At 72.5% G+C, this 20,835-nt stretch carries 15 protein-coding genes; 10 read left to right on the top strand and 5 right to left on the bottom strand.

The features are described 5' to 3' along the window. The 3 genes from D7V97_RS19810 to D7V97_RS19800 all read left to right on the top strand — a co-directional run. Positions 1–1,621: FAD-binding oxidoreductase (locus tag D7V97_RS19810; RefSeq protein ID WP_147444881.1), on the top strand; the 1,621-nt coding region annotated here is incomplete at its 5' end. 118 nt (positions 1,622–1,739) lie between these two features. Next, positions 1,740–2,639 (top strand): hypothetical protein, encoded by a 900-nt coding sequence (locus D7V97_RS44720; protein WP_158623409.1) that lies wholly within the window; start codon positions 1,740–1,742, stop codon positions 2,637–2,639. Between the two features lie 111 nt (positions 2,640–2,750). Beyond that, positions 2,751–3,938, top strand: coding sequence for a tetratricopeptide repeat protein (locus D7V97_RS19800; RefSeq protein WP_120612208.1), 1,188 nt, complete (start codon positions 2,751–2,753; stop codon positions 3,936–3,938). Positions 3,939–3,941: 3 nt separating this feature from the next. Here D7V97_RS19800 and D7V97_RS19795 read toward each other — a convergent pair whose 3' ends face one another. Next, on the bottom strand, positions 3,942–4,904 hold the full coding sequence (locus D7V97_RS19795; RefSeq protein WP_120612207.1) for an ornithine cyclodeaminase family protein: 963 nt from the start codon (positions 4,902–4,904) through the stop codon (positions 3,942–3,944). Between the two features lie 275 nt (positions 4,905–5,179). Between D7V97_RS19795 and D7V97_RS19790 the strand changes: the two genes are divergently transcribed. After that, the gene (locus D7V97_RS19790) at positions 5,180–7,195 is read left to right on the top strand and encodes an ATP-binding protein (RefSeq protein ID WP_233582993.1); all 2,016 of its coding nucleotides are present in this window, start codon (positions 5,180–5,182) and stop codon (positions 7,193–7,195) included. A 19-nt stretch (positions 7,196–7,214) separates the two neighbouring features. Here D7V97_RS19790 and D7V97_RS19785 read toward each other — a convergent pair whose 3' ends face one another. Then, positions 7,215–8,858, bottom strand: a complete 1,644-nt coding sequence (locus D7V97_RS19785; protein WP_120612205.1) for a Sapep family Mn(2+)-dependent dipeptidase — start codon at positions 8,856–8,858, stop codon at positions 7,215–7,217. A gap of 112 nt (positions 8,859–8,970) precedes the next feature. Here D7V97_RS19785 and msrA point away from each other — a divergent pair, with 112 nt between their 5' ends. Continuing rightward, positions 8,971–9,627, top strand: a complete 657-nt coding sequence (msrA, locus tag D7V97_RS19780) for a peptide-methionine (S)-S-oxide reductase MsrA (RefSeq protein WP_120612204.1) — start codon at positions 8,971–8,973, stop codon at positions 9,625–9,627. A gap of 1 nt (position 9,628) precedes the next feature. Here msrA and D7V97_RS19775 read toward each other — a convergent pair whose 3' ends face one another. Beyond that, on the bottom strand, positions 9,629–10,000 hold the full coding sequence (locus D7V97_RS19775; RefSeq protein ID WP_120612203.1) for a DUF962 domain-containing protein: 372 nt from the start codon (positions 9,998–10,000) through the stop codon (positions 9,629–9,631). Positions 10,001–10,222: 222 nt separating this feature from the next. On the opposite strand from D7V97_RS19775, the gene D7V97_RS19770 reads away from it, so the two are divergent. Then, complete coding sequence (locus D7V97_RS19770; protein ID WP_199728871.1) at positions 10,223–11,320, top strand: hypothetical protein; 1,098 nt, start codon at positions 10,223–10,225, stop codon at positions 11,318–11,320. Next, positions 11,317–12,465, top strand: a complete 1,149-nt coding sequence (locus D7V97_RS19765; protein WP_120612202.1) for a hypothetical protein — start codon at positions 11,317–11,319, stop codon at positions 12,463–12,465. The genes D7V97_RS19770 and D7V97_RS19765 overlap by 4 nt, the downstream gene beginning before the upstream one ends. Before the next feature lie 387 nt (positions 12,466–12,852). Here the strand turns inward: D7V97_RS19765 and D7V97_RS19760 are convergent, their stop codons facing one another. Next, positions 12,853–13,623, bottom strand: a complete 771-nt coding sequence (locus D7V97_RS19760; RefSeq protein WP_120612201.1) for a bifunctional 2-polyprenyl-6-hydroxyphenol methylase/3-demethylubiquinol 3-O-methyltransferase UbiG — start codon at positions 13,621–13,623, stop codon at positions 12,853–12,855. Positions 13,624–13,864: 241 nt separating this feature from the next. Between D7V97_RS19760 and ptsP the strand changes: the two genes are divergently transcribed. Genes ptsP through D7V97_RS19740 form a run of 3 tightly spaced genes read left to right on the top strand, consistent with a single transcriptional unit; the run spans position 13,865 to position 19,611 of the window. Beyond that, positions 13,865–16,375, top strand: a complete 2,511-nt coding sequence (gene ptsP, locus D7V97_RS19755) for a phosphoenolpyruvate--protein phosphotransferase (protein WP_120612200.1) — start codon at positions 13,865–13,867, stop codon at positions 16,373–16,375. After that, a complete protein-coding gene (pfkB, locus tag D7V97_RS19750; RefSeq protein ID WP_120612199.1) occupies positions 16,372–17,328 on the top strand; it encodes a 1-phosphofructokinase in 957 nt (318 codons plus the stop codon). The genes ptsP and pfkB overlap by 4 nt, the downstream gene beginning before the upstream one ends. Before the next feature lie 30 nt (positions 17,329–17,358). Next, on the top strand, positions 17,359–19,611 hold the full coding sequence (locus D7V97_RS19740; RefSeq protein WP_199728869.1) for a PTS fructose-like transporter subunit IIB: 2,253 nt from the start codon (positions 17,359–17,361) through the stop codon (positions 19,609–19,611). 20 nt (positions 19,612–19,631) lie between these two features. Here the strand turns inward: D7V97_RS19740 and D7V97_RS19735 are convergent, their stop codons facing one another. Next, positions 19,632–20,834 (bottom strand): GAF domain-containing sensor histidine kinase, encoded by a 1,203-nt coding sequence (locus D7V97_RS19735; protein ID WP_120612198.1) that lies wholly within the window; start codon positions 20,832–20,834, stop codon positions 19,632–19,634. Position 20,835 lies beyond the last annotated feature (1 nt).

Below are 20,835 nucleotides of genomic sequence, written 5' to 3'. Positions count from 1 at the left end.
TCCCGGCCCCGGGCCCGGCCGCCCGCTCCCCCTGCGGCACGGGCAGCGGTCCCCCCGGGACGGGCGCATACTGGCCCCCGTGAGCGAGACCGACGGGAAGGCCCAGGCGAGCAACCTGGAAGCGGCGCTGGAGGCCTGGCGGGAGGCCCTGGGCACGGAGCACGTCGTGCTCGATCCGGAGGCGCTGGAGGCCGCGGAGACGGCCACCTTCGCCACCACGCAGTGCATCCCCGCCATCCTGCGCCCGGCGGACACCGCGCAGGTGCAGGCGTGCCTGCGCATCGCGCAGACGCACCGCGTGCCGGTGTACCCGGTGAGCGGCGGCCGCAACTGGGGCTACGGCTCGCGCGTGCCGCCCGGCGATGGCAGCGTGCTCCTGGACCTGGGGCGGATGGACCGCATCCTCGGACACGACGAGCAGCTGGCGTACCTCACCGTGGAGCCGGGCGTGACGTTCCGCCAGGCGCACGCGTGGCTGCGCGAGCGCGGCTCCTCCACGTTCATCACCACCATCGGCGGTTCGCCGGACGCGAGCCTCGTGGGCAACGCGCTGGAGCGCGGCGACGGGCGCGGCCCGAACCCGGACATCTTCCAGCACGTGTGCGCGCTGGAGGTCGTCCTGCCCACGGGCGAGCGCGTGGAGACGGGCCACGCGAGATTCCCCGGCGCCCGCGCCGCCCCCGTGTTCCGCTGGGGCCTGGGCCCGGTGCTGGACGGCCTGTTCAGCCAGTCCTCGCTGGGCGTGGTGACGCGGATGACGTTCTGGCTGTCGCGCAAGCAGCCCTGGTTGCGCGAGTTCTTCTGCGCCGTGAACGACGACGCCTGGCTCTGGGACGCGGTGGACCGGCTCCAGGCGCTGGCGCTGGACGGCACGCTCAAGGGCAGCTTCTTCTTCTGGAACGACCTCAAGGCCTTCAGCGTCGCCCAGCAGTACCCCTACGCCTCCGTGGGCCGCACGCCCCTGCCCGACCAGGTCCGCGACCAGTTCCGCGAGGGCTTCGGCCGCTGGGCCATCAGCGGCGCCCTCTCCGCCCCGGACGCAGACTTCGGCGCGCTGCTGGAGAAGCGGCTCGCGGGCGCGCTCGAGGGCGCCTTCCGCCCCGTCACCTTCACCCCCGGGCCCCCGGACGGCGAGAGCGCCTTCCAGGGCGTCCCTTCGGAGGCCAACCTCGCCATGGCCTACTGGCGCAAGCGCACCCCGCCCCCGGAGGTCCCCCACCTGGACCGGGACCGCTGCGGCTTCATCTGGAGTTCCGTGGCCGTGCCCTTCACCGGCGCGGAGGCGAAGCGCGCCGTGGAGATCGCCGAGCGCGTCCCCCGCCTCTTCGGCCTGGAGCCCAACCTCGCCCTGCTGGCCCACTCGCCCCGCTGCCTCTACCTCGTCACCGCGCTCGCGTATGATCGCGACGTCCGCGGCGAGGACGCCCGCGCCCAGGCCTGCTACCGCGCCCTGTCCCGCGAGCTGGCCCAGGCGGGGTACCACCTGACCCGTTCCGGACTCCAGTCGCGGGAGGAGGACGAACTGGCGGACGGGCGGGACGGCGCCTCGGAGCTGGTGGACACGCTCAAGGCGGCGCTGGACCCCGGGGGCATCCTGGCTCCCGGGAGATACGGGGCCTGAGGGCGCGCGGATCAGCGGCGGGAAAAAGAGGGGCGGAAACTTTTTCCGGGCTGGGGCCGATAACGGTTCAAGTCACACGCCTTCCCCTCGCGCCACGCGCCGCCGGAGCCCCCTCCCCATGTCCATCGAGACCAACCGCTACCGCCCCGTGTTCCGGAACACCCAGAAGTCGAACAACCCGAACACGGTCCGGCACGAGGCGCAGGTCACGAAGACGGGTCGGGCGCAGGGCGAGGCGACGATCAACCTGAACCGCAACGTGGACGGCAAGCGCGTCACCACCAGCAACAAGGCGAACGCGGCCACCACGGCGGACATCCACCAGCAGCTGGCGACGAGCCGCTTCGACAAGACCGTCGCGCAGGGCGAGTGGAACAAGAACTGGACCGCCGCGTCCGGCGAGCACACGTTCGGTGACGTCAACGGCAAGTTCCACACGACCGTGGAAGGCCAGGCGCTGACGGCGGACGTGGCCGCGCGGGGCAACGTCTCCCTGGATCCGCTGCACGGCAAGATTGGCGCGCAGGGCTCCGTCGAGGCGAAGGCGGACCTGGTGCGCGGCTCGGTGGAAGGCCACGCGGACAGCGCGCTGGGCCGCTCCGAGTGGGGCGCGGAGGGCAACGTCGGCGCCGAGGCGACCGCCACGGGCCAGGTGGTGTTGGATCCGCTCCACGGTCAGGCCGCGGCCTCCGTGCACGGTGAGGCCTTCGCCGGCGCTCGCGCCAGCGCGGAAGTCAGCCAGGACATCGGGCCCGCGACCGTCACGGCGGGCGCGGAGGCCTTCGCCGGCATCGGCGTGGAGTTCGAGGCCAACGTCGGCCTGAAGGACGGCAAGCTGTCCGCCAACTTCGACGTGGGCGCGGCGCTCGGCATCGGCGCCAGCATCGAGTTCGGCTTCTCCGTGGACGTGGGCAAGGTCGGCGACGCGGTGAAGCACGTCGGCGAGGGCATCAAGAACGTCGGCGAGGGCATCAAGAACGTCGGCGAAGGCATCAAGAACGCGCTGCACGGCTGGTAGGACCGCCGCGCCTTCTTCGCGGCGCACCCCAGGGCCTCGTCCATCCGGACGGGGCCCTTGTCATTTCTCCCTCGCTCGACAGCCCCCGGCCCGTGGGGGACACTTTCGCCCATGAACTCTCTGGAATCGCTCCTCGCGGCGGGTCAGCTGGCCCAGGCCAAGGCGGAGGCCGAGAAGCTGCTCGCGACGAACCCGGCGCACCGTGACGCGCTGGTGGTGCTGACCAAGCTGGCGCTGGTGGAGGGCAAGCTCCCCCAGGCGGAGGCGCTGCTCGCCAAGGCCGAGGCGCAGGGTGCCACGCCGGAGACGGGCCTCGTGCGCGCGAACATCGCCGCGCAGAAGGGTCAGCTCGACGTGGCCCTCAAGGCCTACCAGGGCGTGCTCGCGCAGGATCCGAACCGCGCGGAGGCCCACTTCGGCCGCGGGATGATGCTGATCAAGCAGGACCAGACGCCCCAGGCGCTGGAGGCGCTCACCCAGGCGGTGAAGCTCCAGCCCCAGCAGGCCGTGTTCCGCTTCCGGCTGGGCCAGGTGCAGCTGGAGGCGGGCAAGGCGACGGAGGGCATGGCCAGCCTGCGCGCCGTCATCGCCCAGGCGCCGCGCTTCGTGCCCGCGTACCTGGCGCTGTCGCACGCGCTGTCCGCCCAGGACCAGTACGTGGAAGCGCGCGCCGTGCTGGAGCAGGGCCTCCAGGCGGTGCCCTACCAGCCGCGCCTGCTCGCGTCGCTGACGGTGGTGTCCATGGCGCTGCGCGACCTGCGCACGTCCTACCAGGCGGCCTCCGCGCTCGCGGCCCAGCGCCCCAAGGACGCGGATGCCCAGGCGAACCTCGCGCAGCTGATGCTGGCGCGCGGCCAGGTGGAGCAGGCGAAGTACGTGTGCCAGAGCATGGCGTCGCAGGGCATCGCCAGCGAGTCGCTGAAGATGGCGGAGGCCACCTGCTACGAGTCCCAGGAGCCGCCCGCGTACGACAAGGCCATCGCCGCGTACGAGCAGGGCATGGGGCTGTCGCCGGACGGCTGGCGCGCGGCGAACAACCTGGGCCAGCTGCTGCTGCGCATCCCCGCGGAGCCCGCGGACAAGCACCTGGCGCGCGCGCTGACGGTGCTGGAGGAGGCCACGCGCCGCGCCCCGGAGCGTCCGGAGCCGCTGCTCAACCTGGCGCTCGCCCAGGCGCGGCTGGGCAAGGACGCGAAGGCGAAGGAGCTGGTGCAGAAGGTGCTCGCCATGCCGCTGGCGGAGGACACCGACCTGCACCAGGAGGCCGTCCGCCTGTCGAAGGCGCTCGCCAAGGCGTAGCGCCTATTCGTTGAAGTCCAGCGTGGGCAGCGCGTCGTCGCCGGACGCGGCCTGGAAGACGTGCCACGCGGTGGCCAGGTCCTGGAAGGGCAGGCCCACCGGGGTAAACACCGTCACCTGCTCCGGGGACGTGCGCCCCGGCTTGAGTCCCGCGAGGATTTCGCCCAGCTCCGCGTGGACGGCCGTCTCGTCCAGGCCCACCGCGCCCGCGGCGCCGGACGCCACGCAGAGTGCGCGGTGGTCGCAGACGAAGAGGGCCTGCCGCAGCAGCTCCGCGGACACCTCCGCCTTGCCCGGCTCGTCCGCGCCCAGCGCGGTGATGTGCGTGCCCGGCCGCACCATGCCCGGGTGCAGGAAGGGCTGACGGCTCCACGTCGCCGTGACGACGATGTCCGCGTCCGCCACCGCCTCCTCCACGGAGTCCTCCACGCTCACCGGCAGGCTCAGCTCCTGGTACATGCGCGCGGCGAACGCGTTGGCCCGGGCCGGATCCGTGTCGTAGACGCGCGCCTGGGTGAGCGTGCGCACCAGCCGCAGCTGCTTGAGCTGGAGCACGCCCTGGCGCCCCGCGCCCACCACCGCCACGCGGGTCGCGTCCTCGCGGGCGAGCACGTCCGCGGCGAGCGCGCCCACCACGCCGGTGCGCACGGCGGTGAGGTGGCCGGAGTCCATTACGGCGAGCAGCCCTCCGGTGACGAGGTCATGCAGGTGCACGACGCCCTGGATGGCGGGCGACTGCGCGGGGAACTTCGCGTGCACCTTCACCGTGTACGCGGGGATGCCGGGCAGGCTGCCGGGGAAGAGCACCATCGCGGTGCCCTCCGGGTGCAGTTGCGCGCGCACGCGCTGCGGGGCCACGGTGCGGGCCAGGGCGTCGGTGCGGAAGGCCTCGCGCAGGTCGTCCAGGAGCGTCAGCGACTGGAGGTTGCGGGCCACGGCGGAGCGGTTGAGCAGGAGGGTGCGCATGCTGACGGAACACCCTAGCCGAGCGATGGCGCGTCCCGCGTGGGGAACCTGCCCTCCGGGGCATCCGAGCGCCGACAGGTGAACGACACGCCGGGCGGTGCGCTCCCGGCCCGCCCGGGGCCACCCGGACGAGGGGCCGAGGCGGCGGTCGCGGTAGGACGCAGGGGCGGAGGGACGAGGCAGGGTGTGGACACCGTGTTCACCTTTGCCCAGGGTCGCCGCGGCGGGGCGGGGGCTTGGGAGGCCGGGTGATGCAGGAGCCGGATTCACGTTCCGTGAACGAGCACGGACGGGAGGACGCCCAGGGGTCGGCGGCGGCGTTCCTGCGCATCCACCGTGAGTCGCTGCTGGCCGAATGGCAGCAGGCCCTCCTGGACCACCTGGGCTGGAAGGCCCCGAAGCACACGCCCTGGCTCATCGACCACCTGCCGGAGCTGCTCTCCACGCTCGCGGACGCGGTGGAGTCCGGACCGGACGTGCTGGACCAGCGGCTGGAGCTCGCGCACGCGGCGGCGCGGATGCAGGAGGGCTTCGACCTGGGCGAGGTGGCCCAGGAGTACGCGCTCCTGCGCCGCTGCATCCTGCGCCGCCTGGAGGACCTGGAGACGCCGCTGCGCAAGGGCGAGCTGACGCGGCTTCAGGAGATGCTCGACCGGGTGGTGACCCGGACGATGATGTTCTTCTGGGCGACCAAGCAGCGCATCCTCCAGACGCTGGACCGCATGGCCGAGGCGACGCTGGACGACCCGGACATGGAGACACTCCTGGAGCGCCTGCTCACCCGGCTGATGGAGGTCGCGCTCCCAGTGGACGCGGCGGCGGTGCTGCTGCTGGAGGGCGAGGAGCTGGTGGTGCACGCCGCGGTGGGCCTGGGCAACGACCAGGTGAAGGGCGCGCGCGTGCCCCTGGGGCAGCTCACCCGCGAGATGGCGGCCACGCGCCAGCCCTTCTTCATCCGCTCGGCGGCCACCGACCCGCGCGTGCTGCTGGAGCCCCTGCGCCGCGAGGGACTGCGCGCGCTGTACGGCATCCCCCTGATGGACGGCGAGCGGCTGCGGGGCGTGGCGTACATGGGTTCGCGCACCGCGTTCACCTTCTCCGACGCGGACACCCTGCTCTTCCATGCCGTCGCCCAGCGGGCCTCGGCGCACATCTCCCAGACGGAGCTGCATGCGCGCGAGCACGCGGCCCGGCAGGAAGCGGAGGAGTCGCTGGCGCTGCTGGACTCGTTCCTGGAGGCCGTGCCCCTGGGCATCGCGTTCCTGGACCTGGAGCTGCGCCATGTGCGCGTCAACGGCGCGATCGCGGCCATCAACCACCAGCCCGTGGAGGCGCACCGGGGCCGCACGCTGCGCGAGATGGCCGGCGAAAGCCTCGCGGAGCCCATCGAGCGCATCATGCGCAGTGTGCTGGAGCGTGGAGAGTCCGTGCAGGACGTGTTCCTCGAAAGAACGGACGCGGCGCGCGGCAGCACCACCTACTGGCAGGTGGATTACTTCCCGGTGCGCACCCAGGACGGGGCGCTGCTGGGGGTGGGCGCCGCGGTGGTGGACATCAGTGAACACAAGCACGCGGAGGCCACGCTCCAGCAGGCCATCGACTTCCGGGAGGAGCTGCTGGCCATCCTGGGGCATGACCTGCGCAACCCCCTGCACGCGGTGACCGCCTCCGCCTTCATGCTGGGGCGGGCCCAGGGGCTGGACGACGCCTCCCGCCGGGCGGTGGACCGCATCCGCAAATCCACCGCGCGGATGGCACGGATGATCAACGACATCCTCGACTTCGCGCGCAGCCGGCTGGGGGGCGGCATCCCGGTGACCGCCCAGCGCGTGGACATGCGCGAGCTGTGTCAGGGCGCGCTGGAGGAGTTGCAGGTGACGTACCCGGAGCGCCCGCTGACGCTGGAGACGCGGGGCGGGAACCTGGAGGGCTGCTGGGACCCCGACCGGGTGACCCAGGTGCTGGGCAACCTGGTGGTGAACGCGCTGCAACACGCGGGGAACAGCTCGCCGGTGCGCACCACCCTCACCGACGAAGACGCGGACGTGGTGATGCAGGTGCACAACAAAGGCGACCCCATCCCCAGCGACCTGCTGCCGCGCCTGTTCGACCCGTTCAAGGCGTCGCGCGCGCCGGAGGAGGACGGCAAGCACCGCAGCCTGGGGCTGGGGCTCTACATCGTGCACGAGATCGTCCAGATGCACGGCGGCGGCATCCAGGTGGACTCGAGCGCCGAGCGGGGCACGACCTTCACCGTGCGCTGGCCCCGCGTCCCCCGGCCCCCGGTCTAGCGTCCACCGCGAGCGGGCGTCACGGCGTGGCCTTCACCTCGGGCGCCACGGACGCGGGCGCGAGGGTGAGCGTGTGCACGGCCTCCGCGAGCATGCGCGTGCTCAGGTCCAGCGTCTCCAGGGCGATGGACTCGTCCGGGGCATGGCCGGTGTAGGGCTCCTTGGGGAACGCGGGCCCGAAGTCCACGGCGCGGGGGAACAGCCGCGCGTAGGTGCCGCCGCGGATGGAGCCGGGGACGGCGTCCGGGTCCTTGCGCTGGCGCTTGTAGATGTCCATCAGCGTCCGCACCAACGGGCCGGACGTGTCCGCCACATGCGGGTCGCCCACGTAGCGGTCCTTGCCCTCCGTCACCTGACCGCCCGTGTCCTCGCCCACGCGCTTCGCGGCGGCGTCCAGGGCCGCGTTGAACGTCGGGCCGTCCTCGCCCCGGGGCCTGCGCATGTTGATGCCCAGCGACACCGCGCCGTCCTTCACGCGCAGCACGGTGGGCGCGACGAGCAGCGGGCCCATCAGCGCGTCCTGGTACGCGAGCCCCAGCTTGTCGCCGTGGTGGTCGCCGTCGAGGCGCTGGGAGACGACGCGCAGCATCGCGGCGATGCCGTTGTCCTCCAATGACAGACGCGCGGCCACGGCGGACAAATCCCAGAGCGCGTTGTGGCCCTCGTCCGCGGCGGAGGAGTGCACGGCGGTGCCGTGGGTGGTGAGGACGACGGTGGCGCCCTCGCGCTTCACGTCGGCCTTCAGGTCCTTGCGCGCGGGGGCCTCCGCGGCGATGGCGGCCTTCACGGCGGCCAGCACCGTCTCCGGCGTCTGGCCCTTCACGGCCTGAAGCTTCAGCGTGGCGGTGCCGGGCACCTGGGTGAGGAACTCGCCCGCGGTGACGTCCACGGCGCGGGCGACGGTGCCCTCCTTCGCGGTGGGAAGGGCCGCGCCCACGGGCGCCGTCAGCGTCCACGCGACGAAGCCGGACTGCGCGGCCATCACCGGGTAGCCGGAGTCCACGGAGATGACATGCGTGGGCTTGGGTTCGGTGGTGGCGTACTTCGTCATGCCGGCCCAGTCGCTCTCCTCGCCGTTGCCGATGATGACGAGCACGCGGCCCCGGGGCTTCAGGCCCAGGTCGTTCGCCATCGCGAGCGCGACGAGCCCGGAGGCGATGGGCCCCTTGTCATCCTCCACGCCCCGGCCGTGCAGGCGCCCGTTCACCACCACGGGCCTGAAGGGCGCGCGCTTCCACTCGTGGCCCGCGGCGGGGACGACGTCGCCGTGGAAGACGAGCCCCAGCAGCGGCTCGCCGGGGCCTTCACCCCAGGACAGCTCGAAGACATCGTTCTCGCCCACGGTGCGGAAGGCGAAGCCGTGCGCCTTCGCCCACGTCTCCAGGTACTTGCCCATGGCGGCCATCTCCGGGTTCTTGGACGCGGGGGCCTCGCTGCTGACCGTCTTGAACCGGACGAGCGCCTGGGTGAGGGCCACCACGTCGTCCAGCGCGCAGGCCTGGACGTAGGCGGCGTAACGCTCCGCGGCGGAGGCGCCCTTCATAGCGGTGTCGGAGAACCGGGCGGCGCGGGCGGCGGGCTTGCCGGCGCAGCGGGGGTCCTTGGCGGCGAGGGCGGCGGTGGGCGCCAGGAGACAGAGGGCGGCGAGGAGACGGGTGCGCATGGGAGTCCTGGAGAACCGTTCGCGGAGGTGGGCATTCCTGGTGGCCCGCGGGGCAGGGAGGCGGCCGTGCGCCAGGCGTGAAAATCGGGAGGCCCGGGGCTAAAGCTAGAGCATGTTCTTCACGTCCCCGAAGAAGTCGAGGCTCCCCACTCCGCAGGAGGCGCTGCCCGGCCGTCCGCAGGAGATGCCCGTTCCCCCGAAGCACACCGTGCTGGGCACCCCGCTGAAGGGGCCGGTGCCGGAAGGCTTTGAAACGGCCATCTTCGGCATGGGCTGCTTCTGGGGGGTGGAGCGCAAGTTCTGGCAGGTGCCGGGCGTGTACTCCACGTCGGTGGGCTACGCGGGCGGGCTGACGCCGAACCCCACGTACGAAGAGGTCTGCTCGGGGCTCACCGGCCACAACGAGGTGGTGCGCGTGGTGTACGACCCGAAGAAGGTCACGTACCCGCAGCTCCTGAAGGTGTTCTGGGAGAACCACGACCCGACGCAGGGCATGCGCCAGGGCAACGACGCGGGGACCCAGTACCGCTCCGGCATCTACTACGCGAACGACGCCCAGAAGCGCGCCGCGGAGGAGACGCAGCGCGCGTTCCAGGAGGCGCTGCGCGCGAAGGGCCTGGGCGACATCACCACCGAAATCCTGCCGGCGCCGGCCTACTTCTACGCCGAGGACTACCACCAGCAGTACCTGCAGAAGAACCCGGGCGGCTACTGCGGCGTCGGGGGCACGGGCGTGAGCTGCCCCATCGGCGTCGGCGTCAGCGCCTGACTCAGTGCGCGGCGGAGGCGCTGGGGGCCTCCGCACGCTCCGGCACGCCCGCCCAGGCGCGCTCCAGGTGCGGCGCCAGCTGGCCCGTGGCCATCAGGGCCGCCATGCGCAGGTCGGAGAAGAACGACCAGAGCGGGTACTTGAAGCTCGCCGGACGGTTGCGCTCGATCTTGAAGTGGCTGGCCCACGCGAAGCCGTAGGCGGCCACGAGCGCGGCGGGAACCAGCGCGCCCCGGCCGGTGACGGCGGCGGTGATGCCCAGCCCCACGCCCAGGCTGGTGCCGGCGAAGTGCAGCCAGCGTGTCGACGTCTGCGAATGCTCGCGCAGGTAGAATGGCCAGAACTCGGCATAGGTCTGGATGCGGTCGGACATGAAGTGAAGTTGTGTCCCGCCCCCCGCCCGCCGTCAACCCGTAGGGGCCCCTGGCGTGCGGACAGCGACAACGGTCGGCCCTCGGGTCACGGCAACCCGGGGTGGACCGCAGCCCGGAAGGCGGCCGGGCAGGCCCTGTTTTTCGGCCCGCTCCGGAAGAATCCCACCCCGACGGCCGGGAGAGCAGAAGGCCCGCGTGTCGTGAAAGACTCGGGGGCGCGCATGAACGACTGGACGCCCAAGCTGAACCCCTCGGTGGACCTGCGGGGCCTGCCGCTGAACGCGGAGGAAGGCTTCGTGCTGTCGCGGCTGGACGGGCACACCCGCGCCCGGGACCTGCCCGCGCTCACCGGGCTGCCGCCGGAGAAGCTGCGCGACATCCTCGCGAGGCTCGTGGCCCAGGGCGCGCTGCTGCCGGGCGCGGAGGACGTCGCCCCCGTGAACACCGTGCGTCAGGCCCCGGCCGCGCGCCCTCCCGTGACGCCCGCCGAGGAGGTCCCCGCAGGCGTCGTCCAGGCCGCGTCCGCGCACGAGGCCCCCGACGCGGATCCGCTGCCGGATACCGAGACCGCCGAGCCGGGTGACGACGAGCCCCAGCCCGGAGACGAGGTGTCCGAGGCGGTGCTGGGCAACTACCGCAAGCTCTTCGAGACGCGCCTGCACGGGCTGCCCGAGGACCAGCGCGTCGCGATGGCGCACGGGGCGGAGGACCCGGAGCTGTCCGCGCTGTGCTTCGATCCGGTGCCCGCCGTCATCAAGGCCACGCTGGAGAACCCGCGCGTGGGGCTCGCGCACGCGCGGCTCATCGCCCGGCACCACCGCAACCCCGTGGGCCTGGAGGCGCTGTGTGCCCGCGCGGCCTTCACCGCGGACTCAGGGGTGCGCCGCTTCCTCGTGCGCAACCCGCAGCTGCCCGCGTCCCTCTTCCGGCGCCTGTGGGCGCTGCGGCGGCTGATGGAGCACCACAAGCTCACCGTGGACCGCGACGTGCCGGAGTCCACGCGCCGCACCGCGCGCGAGCTCTTGCGCCAGCGCTTCGCCAGCGGTCCATCCGAGGAGAAGGTAGAGCTCATCCTCAACACGGAGGGCCGCGCGCTGGGGGCGCTCGTGGGGATGTCGGTGGATGGCAAGACAGCGTCGCTGTTGTGCGGCCGCACGTACCGCTCGCCGCTGCTCATCCAGAACCTCGCCCGGTGGAGCGCCGCGCCGCCCGTGCTCGTCGCGCACCTGCTCAAGCAGGAGCTGGTGCGCCGTCAGCCTCAGCTCCGCGCGATGCTCGCGCGCCATCCGAACGCGCCCGCCGACGTGAAGCGCGCGTGAGCAAGGTCAGCCCCGAGGCGAAGGTCGTCCGCTCCCTGAAGCACCACCTGCTGGAGCACGGGCTGCGCGCCTCGCGCGTCCTCCACCTGTTGGTGGACGCGGATCCGTCCTACGTGCACAGCCCGTTCGCCCATGAGCTGGAGCCGATGACGCGGCTCACGCTGGAGGGCGCGCGCCCAGACATCCTCTGCAGCGTCGCGCAGCCGGAGGGCGTCCTCGTCGCGGGCATCGAGGTGAAGGCGTCGGTGAAGGACTGGGTCAAGGGCATGGGCCAGGCCCACCGCTACCGCTCGGGCGTGCATCACGCGTACCTCGCGCTCCCCTCGCCGGCCACGGACCTGCACCGCTCCGCGCTGACCATGGCGCGGGACAACGGCGTCGGCATCCTCGCCCTGGACGACAAGCGCTGGGTGGAGGTCGCGCCGCCCGCGGATCCGACCCCGCTGCCCCGCGTCGTCAGCCAGGCGTCCGCGCTGCTCGAAGGGGTGCCCGCCGCGCGCAGCCTCCAGCTCAACCACCCGCTCAACTACCTGGCGGCGGCCTTCCTCGCGGACCGGGGAGAGACCTCGCGGTCGTTGCTGGAATCGCTCGCGGCCCACTGGAAGGACCTGTCGAGCGACAGCTCACGCCGCCACGCGGCGACCGGCGCCAACATGCTCGGGCTGCTGGACTTCGACTGGCAACCCACCATCGAGGGCAGGACCGTGGCCGACCTCCTGACCGCGCTCCAGTTCGACCCCGACACCCGCTACGACAAGCGCAAGCGGCTGTTGGAGGTACACGCCGCCTTCGCCGCAGTGGCCCGCTTCGTCCTCCTCCGTCAGCCCGCGGTGCGCCTCATCCACCGGACGCTCCAGGAGCACGGCGGCTCCCTCACGCTGCCGGAGCTGGCGGTGGCCGCGGGCCAGGAAGACCCCGCGCTCGCCACGGCCCTCTTCCTCGCGGATCCCTCCGGAGAGCTGAAGCCGGGCCTGCGCGGACCGGACATCAATCCCTCCACCGTCTTCAAGCTGAAGCAGAACCTCTGGCACGCGGGACTGCTCGCCACCAAGGCGCACGGCACCGCCGGCAAGCAGGCCCAGCTCTATCGTCCGGATGAGGACCTCTGGACCCTGCCCCCGCGCACGCCCCGCACGACGCCTTGACTACTGCTGTAGTCATGGCATATCCCCTCGTGACTACAAATGTCGCCAGGAGGGGATTTCATGAGCGGGCCGCCGAGCGGACAGGCAGAGCGTGACGGGCTGAACCCGCTGCTGCGGGAGGGGCTGGGTTGGCTCGTGGCGCTCCAGCTCCTGCTGGCGCTCCTCTGGGTGGGGCCGCTGCGGCCGATGCTGGTCCCGGTCCTCGACGCCGCGTGCTCGCTGCGCGCGGCTCCGGCCGCATCGGAGCAGACCCTGATCCACGCCGTGCGGATCCGGGCGCGCCAGGCCCGGGTGTTGTTCAAGGCCGCCGCCACCCTGCGCCGTCATGCGGTGCCCTTCGTGCGCGCGGAGCTGGCGTCGTGGTGGCAGGAGCAGACAGGCCCGCGCTCACGGCTTCCGGGCGGTGATCAGCGGCTGGTAGAAGCCGGTCTCCTCGGGCGAGTACCAGCGCGGATCCACGAGCCCCGCCTGCGTGAGCGCGCGCTCCACCTCCAGGCGCTCCAGCAGGCGGTAGACGCCGGTGTGCTCGGTGGTGTGCCAGATGCCCGACTCCTGGCGCAGGATGAACTGGCGCACCGTGTACTGTCTTTCATCCACCGCCCAATCCCAGACCTGGAAGAGGACGCGGCGACCCAAGGGCGTGTCCAGCACCCGCTCCGCCGTGAAGCGCGGCCGCTTCTCCCGCAGCGCCTCGTGGTCCCGCAGGCTCGCCACCAGCAGCCCACCGGGCACCAGGCGCGACGCCATCGCGTTCGCCGCGTCGTGCAGGTCTGAGTCCTCCAGCAGGTGCGCGAGCGCGTTGTCGCACGACATCACCACGTGGAAGGTGCCGGGCACCTGCCAGTCCAGCATGCGCATGTCCGCCACGCCGGTGGTGAGCGTCACGTGCATGGCGCGCGCTTCGCGCTCCGCGCGGGCCACGGCGGCGGGGCTCAGGTCCGTCGCGTGCACCGCGTAACCCCGGGCCGCCAATCCCAGCGCCTGCGTGCCGATACCGCAGGCACAGTCCAACACCCGGCGCGGGGGCGGCGCCTCCGAGCGGCGCAGGAGCGCATCCAGCACCGCGCCCTGCCGCTCCACCGACTGCTCCCAGTCCGCGAAGAGCAGGTGGTACTCCTCGGCCAGCCCTTCGTAGAAGTCCAGGACGCTGTCAGACATGACGGCCTCCTCTCTAACACCCTCCCACGTCCCGTCACGCTCGGGGACGCACGACGTCATCCACCCGTCATGCCCGCGTCACACCCGGGCATGGGGGCGGCGTTCCACGGGTTTCTCCTCAAGAAGCTGTTACCGGGAAGACGGGACCTGTAAGCCCGTACCGGCGTGCGGGGTCACCGGGGCAGGATGCGCCCGCTGTCCTTGAAGTGAAGCGCACGCGCACCCGAAGCAAGGAGCCCCGATGCTGACGTTGACGCCCTCGCAGGTCCGCCTGGGACGGTCCGCCGAGAACAAGGCGGAGGCCATCCGCCTCGTCGGACAGGTGATGGTGGAGTCCGGCTTCATCGCGCCCGGCTACGTCGACAGCATGCTCCGGCGCGAACAGGTGTCCGCGACGTACCTGGGCCACGGCATCGCGATTCCGCATGGCCTGCCCGAAGCGCGGGACCTCGTGCGCCAGACGGGCGTCGTCGTGGTGCAGTTCCCGCAGGGCGTCGCCTGGGGCGAGGAAGGCCACGCGCGCCTCGTGGTGGGCATCGCGGCGAAGTCCGACGAACACCTCCAGGTGCTCGCCAACCTCACGGGCGTGCTCGGCGACGAGGCGCAATCCGAGGCACTGGCCCACACCGGGGACGTGGGCCTCATCGTCCAGGTGCTCAACGGCGCGGGCACCGCACCGGAAGCCAGCGCCTCCGCGCCCGTCACCTTCGAGGGACCCCACCTCCAGGTCCTCTCGCCCTCGCCGCACGGCCTGCACGCGCGTCCGGCCACCGTGCTGGTGGCGGTGGTGCGGCGCTTCCGGGCCGAAGTCACCGTGCACCACGACGGGCGGCAGGCCAATGCGCGCAGCGTGCTGTCGCTGTTGCAGTTGGGGGTCCGGGGCGGCACGCCGTTGACGCTCACCGCGACGGGCGACGATGCGGACGCGGCGCTCCGTGCGCTCCGTGACGCCTTCCAGTCCGGCCTGGGCGAAGAGGCGTCCGCCACGCCCGCCGCGAGCGCCGCGAGCACCGAGCTGAGGGCCACCATCACGCTCGACTACGAGGGGACGCTGGTGGCGGGCCTGTCCGCGTCGCCGGGCATCGCGGCCGGCCCGGTGTGGGCCTTCCAGCGCGAGCGACTGGTGGTGGAGGAGCGCGCCGCCGACGCCTTCCAGGAGCACCGCAAGCTGGAGGAGGCGCTGGCGGGCGCGGCGGCGGAATTGCGCCAACTGCACGACGGCTTCCTGAAGAAGGCCGGGGCGCAGCGGGCCGCCATCTTCAAGGCGCACCTGGAGCTGCTGGACGACCCGGAGATGCTGTCGGAGACGCACGGCCACATCGACACGGGCCTGAGCGCGGGCGCGTCCTGGCGCCGCGTCTTCGAGGACCGCGCCGAATCGCTCGCGAAGCTGGCCGAGCCCACGCTGGCCGCGCGCGCCGCCGACCTGCGCGACGTGGGCCGGCGCGTGCTGCGGCCCCTCGCCACGGTGTTGGAGGGCGAGGCCACGTTCCCGGATCACCCGGTGGTGCTGGTGGCGGAGGACCTGGCCCCGTCGGACACGGCGAAGCTGGACCCCGCGATGGTGCTGGGGCTGTGCACGGCGGGCGGCGGCACCACGTCGCACACGGCCATCATCGCGCGCTCGCTCGACCTGCCGGCGGTGGTGGCGGCGGGGCCGTCGGTGCTGGACCTGCGCAACGGACAGCACTGCATCCTGGACGGGGACGCGGGCGTGCTGGTGCTGAAGCCGTCGGAGCGGGACCACGCGAAGGCGGCCACGCACCGCGAGCGCACACGGGTGCGGCGCGAGGAGGAGAAGCTGGAGCGCTACCGGCCCGCCATCACGCTCGACGGCAAGCGCGTGGAGGTGGCCGCGAACATCGCCGAGGCCGCGGAGGCGCAGAAGGCCGTGGACGCGGGCGGCGAGGGCGTGGGCCTGATGCGCACGGAGTTCCTCTTCCTCAAGCGCGACACCCCACCTGACGAAGAGGAGCAGCTGCACGCGTACCGCACCATGGTGCGCGCGCTGAACGGCCTGCCGCTCATCCTGCGCACGCTGGACATCGGCGGCGACAAGCACGTGCCCTACCTGTCGCTGCCGGCGGAGGCGAACCCGTTCCTCGGCGTGCGCGGCATCCGCCTGTGCTTCGAACGGGAGGACCTGTTCCGCACGCAGCTGCGCGCCATCCTGCGCGCGTCGAAGGAGGGCCCGGTCCGCATCATGTACCCCATGGTGGCGACGCCCGAGGAGCTGACGAAGGCGCGCGCCATCACGGAGTCCGTGCGCCTGGAGGTCGGCGCGGATCCGGTGGAGACGGGCATCATGATCGAAGTGCCGTCCGCGGTGATGATGGCGGACAGGCTGGCGCGGGACGTGTCGTTCTTCTCCATCGGCACCAACGACCTGACGCAGTACGTGCTGGCGATGGACCGCGAGCATCCGGTGCTCGCACCGCAGGCGGACGGCCTGCATCCCGCGGTGCTGCGCATGGTGGACCTCACGGTGCGCGCGGCGCGCAAGGCAGGCATCTGGGTGGGCGCGTGCGGCGGCATCGCGGGCGACCCGTCCGGCGCGGTGGTGCTGTCCGGCCTGGGCGTGTCGGAGCTGAGCGTCGCCATCCCCAGCATCCCGGCGGTGAAGGCGCTGCTGCGCGGCATCTCGATGGCGGACGCGGAGGCGGTGGCACAGGAAGCGCTGGAGAGCGGCAACGCGGCGGAGGTGCGGGCGCTGGTGCGGGACCTGCTGGCCCGGAAGGGAGCGAAGGCGTGAGGCCGACGAAGCCGGGGGTGGTGACGGTCACGCTGAACGCGGCCATCGACCAGACGCTGGAGAGCCCGGGCTTCGCCGCGGGCGCCGTCAACCGCGTGGTGGCGGAGACGCGCACGCCCGGGGGCAAGGGCATCAACGTGGCGGCGTTCCTCGCGGGAGGTTCCAGGCCGGTGACGGCCACGGGCTTCCTGGGCGCGGACAACGTGTCGCTGTTCGAGGCGCTGTTCCGCGAGCGCGACATCCAGGACCGCTGCCTGCGGCTGCCCGGCTCCAGCCGCGTGAACATCAAGGTCGTGGACCGCACGAGCGGCGTGGTGACGGACCTGAACCTGCCCGGGCTCCGCGTCCCGGAGGAGGCCCTGGACGCGCTGGGCGCCACGCTGGACGCGCTCACGCTGGACCACGGCTGCTTCGTGCTCTCTGGGAGCGTGCCGGCCGGAGTGCCCGCGACCATCTACGCCACGCTGACGAAGCGGCTGCACGCGAAGGGCGCGTTGGTGGCGGTGGACACCAGCGGAGAGCCGCTGCGCCACGCGGTGGCCGCGCGGCCGGACTTCCTGAAGCCGAACGCGCACGAGCTGGGAGAGCTGCTCGGCCGTCCGCTGGGGACGCCGGGAGAGGTGGCGCGGGCCGCGCGCGAGCTGCACGCGGGAGGCATCGGCCTGGTGGTCGTGTCGCTGGGGGCGGAGGGGGCGCTGTTCGTCTCGCACGACGGTGCGTGGCGGGCGTTGTCGCCGCCGGTGGAGGTGGCGAGCACGGTGGGCGCGGGGGATGCGCTGGTGGCGGGCGTGCTGGCGGCGCGGCTGGATGGGAATGACCTGGAGACGTGCGCCCGCAGGGGCACGGCCTTCGCGGCGGGGAAGCTCGCGCGGGTGGGCCCGGTGCCGCCGACACCGGAGCGCGTGGCGGCATTGGTGGGCGCGGTGCGGTTGCATCCGTTGGGCAACGCCTGAGACGACGGCAACGACAAGGACACGACGACGATGGCGAAACTGGTGGCGGTCACCGCCTGTCCCACGGGCATCGCGCATACCTTCATGGCCGCCGAGGCGCTGCGCCGCGTGGCGGACCTCAAGGGGCATGACCTGACGGTGGAGACACAGGGCTCGGAGGGCGTGCGCACGCCGCTCGAAGAGCAGGCGGTGGCGCAGGCGGACGCGGTCATCCTCGCGACGGACATCACCGTGGATGAGTCGCGCTTCCACGGCAAGCCGCTCGTCCGCACCTCCACGGCGGTGGCCATCCGCGACACCGAACGGATCATCGACGAGGCCGTGGCCCGCGCCACCCTGCACCGCACGACGGCCACCACCGAGGCTGGAGCGGCTACGCCCGCGGATCCGCTCCGCGCGGGGACGGAGCCACACCACGGAGAGGCCCCGCTGCCCCTCGCGGGAGCGCCGCGCCAGGGTGAGCAATATCCAGGCACGGCCTCCGGGCCCGCACGGACTCCGGCGCCCATCGCGGGAGCGCCGCAGTCCCAGGGCACGGTCTCCGGACCGGCACGCACTCCACCGCCTAATGGGGGAGCGCCACGCCAGGGTGAGCAGGCGCTGGGCGCCGCCTCCGGCTCACCTCTCGCGGGAGCACCGCGCCAGAGCGAGCAGGCTCCGGGCGCTTCCACCGCCGCCTCCCGCACGGGAGCGCCGCGCCAGTCCGAACCCTCACGGGCGCCCGTGTCCACGCCAGGAGCCTCACGCCGGGCGGACACGTCCACGGGGGTCTCCTTCCCACGGCCTCACGGGCTGTTGACCGACTCCTCGCCCCCGACCCGCTCGGACGCGGCGCTCACCGGCCCCCCGCGCCGAGCCGATCCCAACGCGGAGCCCCTGCGCACGCCGCCGTCCTCCACACCCGCCGGAACGCTGGTGGCAGTCACGGCCTGTCCCACGGGCATCGCGCACACCTTCATGGCGGCGGAGGCCCTCACGCGCGCGGCCCGAGCTAAGGGCTATGCCATCCGAGTCGAGACACAGGGCTCCGTGGGCGCGAAGAACACGCTGACCCCGGAGGAGATCGCGCAGGCGGACGCGGTCATCATCGGCGCGGACACGCATGTCTCCACGGAGCGCTTCGCCGGCAAGCGCCTGCTCCAGACCTCCGTGGGTGAAGCACTGAAGCAGGCGGACCGCGTGGTGGAGCAGGCGCTCGCGCTCCCCGAGCCCGCGGACGCCGTTCGTCCCTCCGTGCTCCCCACCGGCACGTCCGTGAAGGCCGAGCCCGCGGGCGCCTACAAGCACCTGCTCACGGGCGTGTCGTTCATGCTGCCCTTCGTGGTCGCGGGCGGCCTGCTGCTGGCGTTGTCCTTCGTCTTCGGCATCGACGCGTACAAGCAACCCGGCACGCTGCCCGCGGCATTGAAAGGCATTGGCGACGCGGCGTTCGCGCTGATGGTCCCCGCGCTGGCGGGCTACCTGGCGTACTCCATCGCGGACCGGCCGGGGCTGGCGCCGGGCTTCATCGGCGGCATGCTGGCGCAGCAGCTCAACGCGGGCTTCCTCGGAGGCATCGCGGCGGGCTTCCTCGCGGGCTTCGTGGCGCGCACGCTGCGCGACCGGATCCGGCTGCCCGCGAACCTGGAGGGCCTGAAGCCGGTGCTCGTCATCCCGCTGCTCTCCGCGCTCATCGTCGGCCTGTTGATGACGTATGTGATTGGAGCACCCGTCGCCGCGCTGATGGGCGCACTCACGCGCTTCCTCACCGGCATGTCCGGGGCGAACGCGGTGCTGCTGGGACTGCTGCTCGGCGCGATGGTGGCGTTCGACACGGGGGGCCCCATCAACAAGGCGGCCTACGCGTTCGCGGTGGGGCTCCTCGGCTCCAACACCTTCACGCCGATGGCGGCGGTGATGGTGGCGGGCATGACGCCGCCGCTGGGCCTGGCGCTGGCGACGGTGGTGGCGAAGAGCCGCTTCACGCTCCAGGAGCGCGAGGCGGGCAAGGCAGCGGCGGTGCTGGGGCTCGCGTTCATCACCGAAGGCGCCATCCCCTACGCGGCCCGCGATCCGCTGCGAGTCATCCCCTCCATCGTCTTCGGCTCCGCCGTCGCGGGAGCGGTGTCCATGGGCTTCGGCTGCGCGCTGAGGGCGCCGCACGGAGGCGTCTTCGTGCTCGCCATCCCCAACGCCGTGGCGCCGCTGGGGCCCTACGTCCTGGCGCTCGTCGCGGGCACGCTGGCCACCACGCTCGCGCTCGTCGTGCTCAAGAAGCCCCTGGCCACGCCGCCGACGCCCTGAAGCCCCGGCAGCGCCCCGCCCTACCCGCGCGGCAGGTGCACCCGGAAGGTGGTGCCGGACTCCTCGGTGGACACCACATCCACGTGGCCACCGTGCGCGCGCGCAATCTGGTTCACGATGAACAACCCCAGCCCCACGCTGCGGCGCTCGCTGCCGTCGGTGGTGCCCCGGGTCATCGGCTCGAAGAGGGACGGCATCCGTGACTCCGGGATGACCGCCCCTGCGTTCGTCACGCCCAGGACCACCTCCCGTGGCTCACCGCGAGCCTCCACGCGGATGTGCGAGTCCGCGGGGCTGTACTGCACGGCGTTGGTGATGAGGTTGGTGAGCACCTGCGCGATGCGGTCCGGGTCCCACGACCCGCGCGCGTCCCCTTCACACACCAGGTCCAGCGTGCGGCCCTGCGCGGTGAGCTGCACCTCGTCCACCACCTGCTGCGTGAGCTCGTGCAGGTCCACGGGCTTCGGCTTCACCGGCAACACCATGCCCGTGCGCACGTGGGTGAAGTCCAGCAGGTCGAGGATGAGCCGGTTCGCCCGGTCCGACGAATCCAGGATGCGCCGCAGCCCCCGCCGCGCCCGGTCGTCCAGGTCCGTGCGCCGCATCAGCGTCGCCGCCGCCAACGAGATGGCGTTGAGCGGGTTGCGCAGGTCGTGGCTCACGATGCCCATCAACTGCTCGCGCAGGAGCGCCGCCTCGCGAGCGCCCAACAACTGCGTGTCGCGCTCGCTCAGCGTCTCCTGCTGCTCCAGTTGGTGGCCCACCAGGTCCCCCAGGTGGCGGAAGACCTCCAGCTTGTCCTCGCTGACGGACGCGGGGTTCGCGTCCAGCGCGCACATCACACCGAAGAACTCACCGGTGCGCCGGTACAGCGGCACCGCGACGTAGCTCTCGATGCCGTACATCTTCGGCGCGGGGTGGTCCTTGAGGCGGGGATCCTCACTCGCCTTGTTCACGAGCAGCGGCCTCCCCAGGTTCATCACCGTGTTGCAGAACGTCGTGGCGACCACCAGCGTGTCCCCGACGCGCAGCCCGAAGTTCATCTCGTCCAGCACCGCGCAGCACGTCCAGGACTCCGGCGTCACGCGGGCCACCACCGCCAGCCGGAGGCCCGTCGTCTGCGTCAGCACCCGCAGCACCGTCTTCACCGCGTCGATGCGGCCCACGGCCTCGACGTCGGACGCGACGTTGGAAGAGGGGGAAGCAGCCTCGGCGGGGCGGATG

The organism is Corallococcus sp. CA053C (assembly GCF_003611675.1).
Classification (GTDB): Bacteria; Myxococcota; Myxococcia; order Myxococcales; family Myxococcaceae; genus Corallococcus.
The sequence above is the reverse complement of the archived record's forward strand: the minus strand, read 5'-3'. Positions and strand labels throughout refer to the sequence as shown.

Coding starts and splice junctions, on each gene's coding strand:
- D7V97_RS19785 (WP_120612205.1), bottom strand. CDS start 8,858: ATGCGCACCCGTCTCCTCGCCGCCCTCTGTCTCCTGGCGCCCACCGCC.
- ptsP (WP_120612200.1), top strand. CDS start 13,865: ATGCTGACGTTGACGCCCTCGCAGGTCCGCCTGGGACGGTCCGCCGAG.
- msrA (WP_120612204.1), top strand. CDS start 8,971: ATGTTCTTCACGTCCCCGAAGAAGTCGAGGCTCCCCACTCCGCAGGAG.
- D7V97_RS19760 (WP_120612201.1), bottom strand. CDS start 13,623: ATGTCTGACAGCGTCCTGGACTTCTACGAAGGGCTGGCCGAGGAGTAC.
- D7V97_RS19795 (WP_120612207.1), bottom strand. CDS start 4,904: ATGCGCACCCTCCTGCTCAACCGCTCCGCCGTGGCCCGCAACCTCCAG.
- D7V97_RS19770 (WP_199728871.1), top strand. CDS start 10,223: ATGAACGACTGGACGCCCAAGCTGAACCCCTCGGTGGACCTGCGGGGC.
- D7V97_RS19800 (WP_120612208.1), top strand. CDS start 2,751: ATGAACTCTCTGGAATCGCTCCTCGCGGCGGGTCAGCTGGCCCAGGCC.
- D7V97_RS44720 (WP_158623409.1), top strand. CDS start 1,740: ATGTCCATCGAGACCAACCGCTACCGCCCCGTGTTCCGGAACACCCAG.
- D7V97_RS19740 (WP_199728869.1), top strand. CDS start 17,359: ATGGCGAAACTGGTGGCGGTCACCGCCTGTCCCACGGGCATCGCGCAT.
- D7V97_RS19775 (WP_120612203.1), bottom strand. CDS start 10,000: ATGTCCGACCGCATCCAGACCTATGCCGAGTTCTGGCCATTCTACCTG.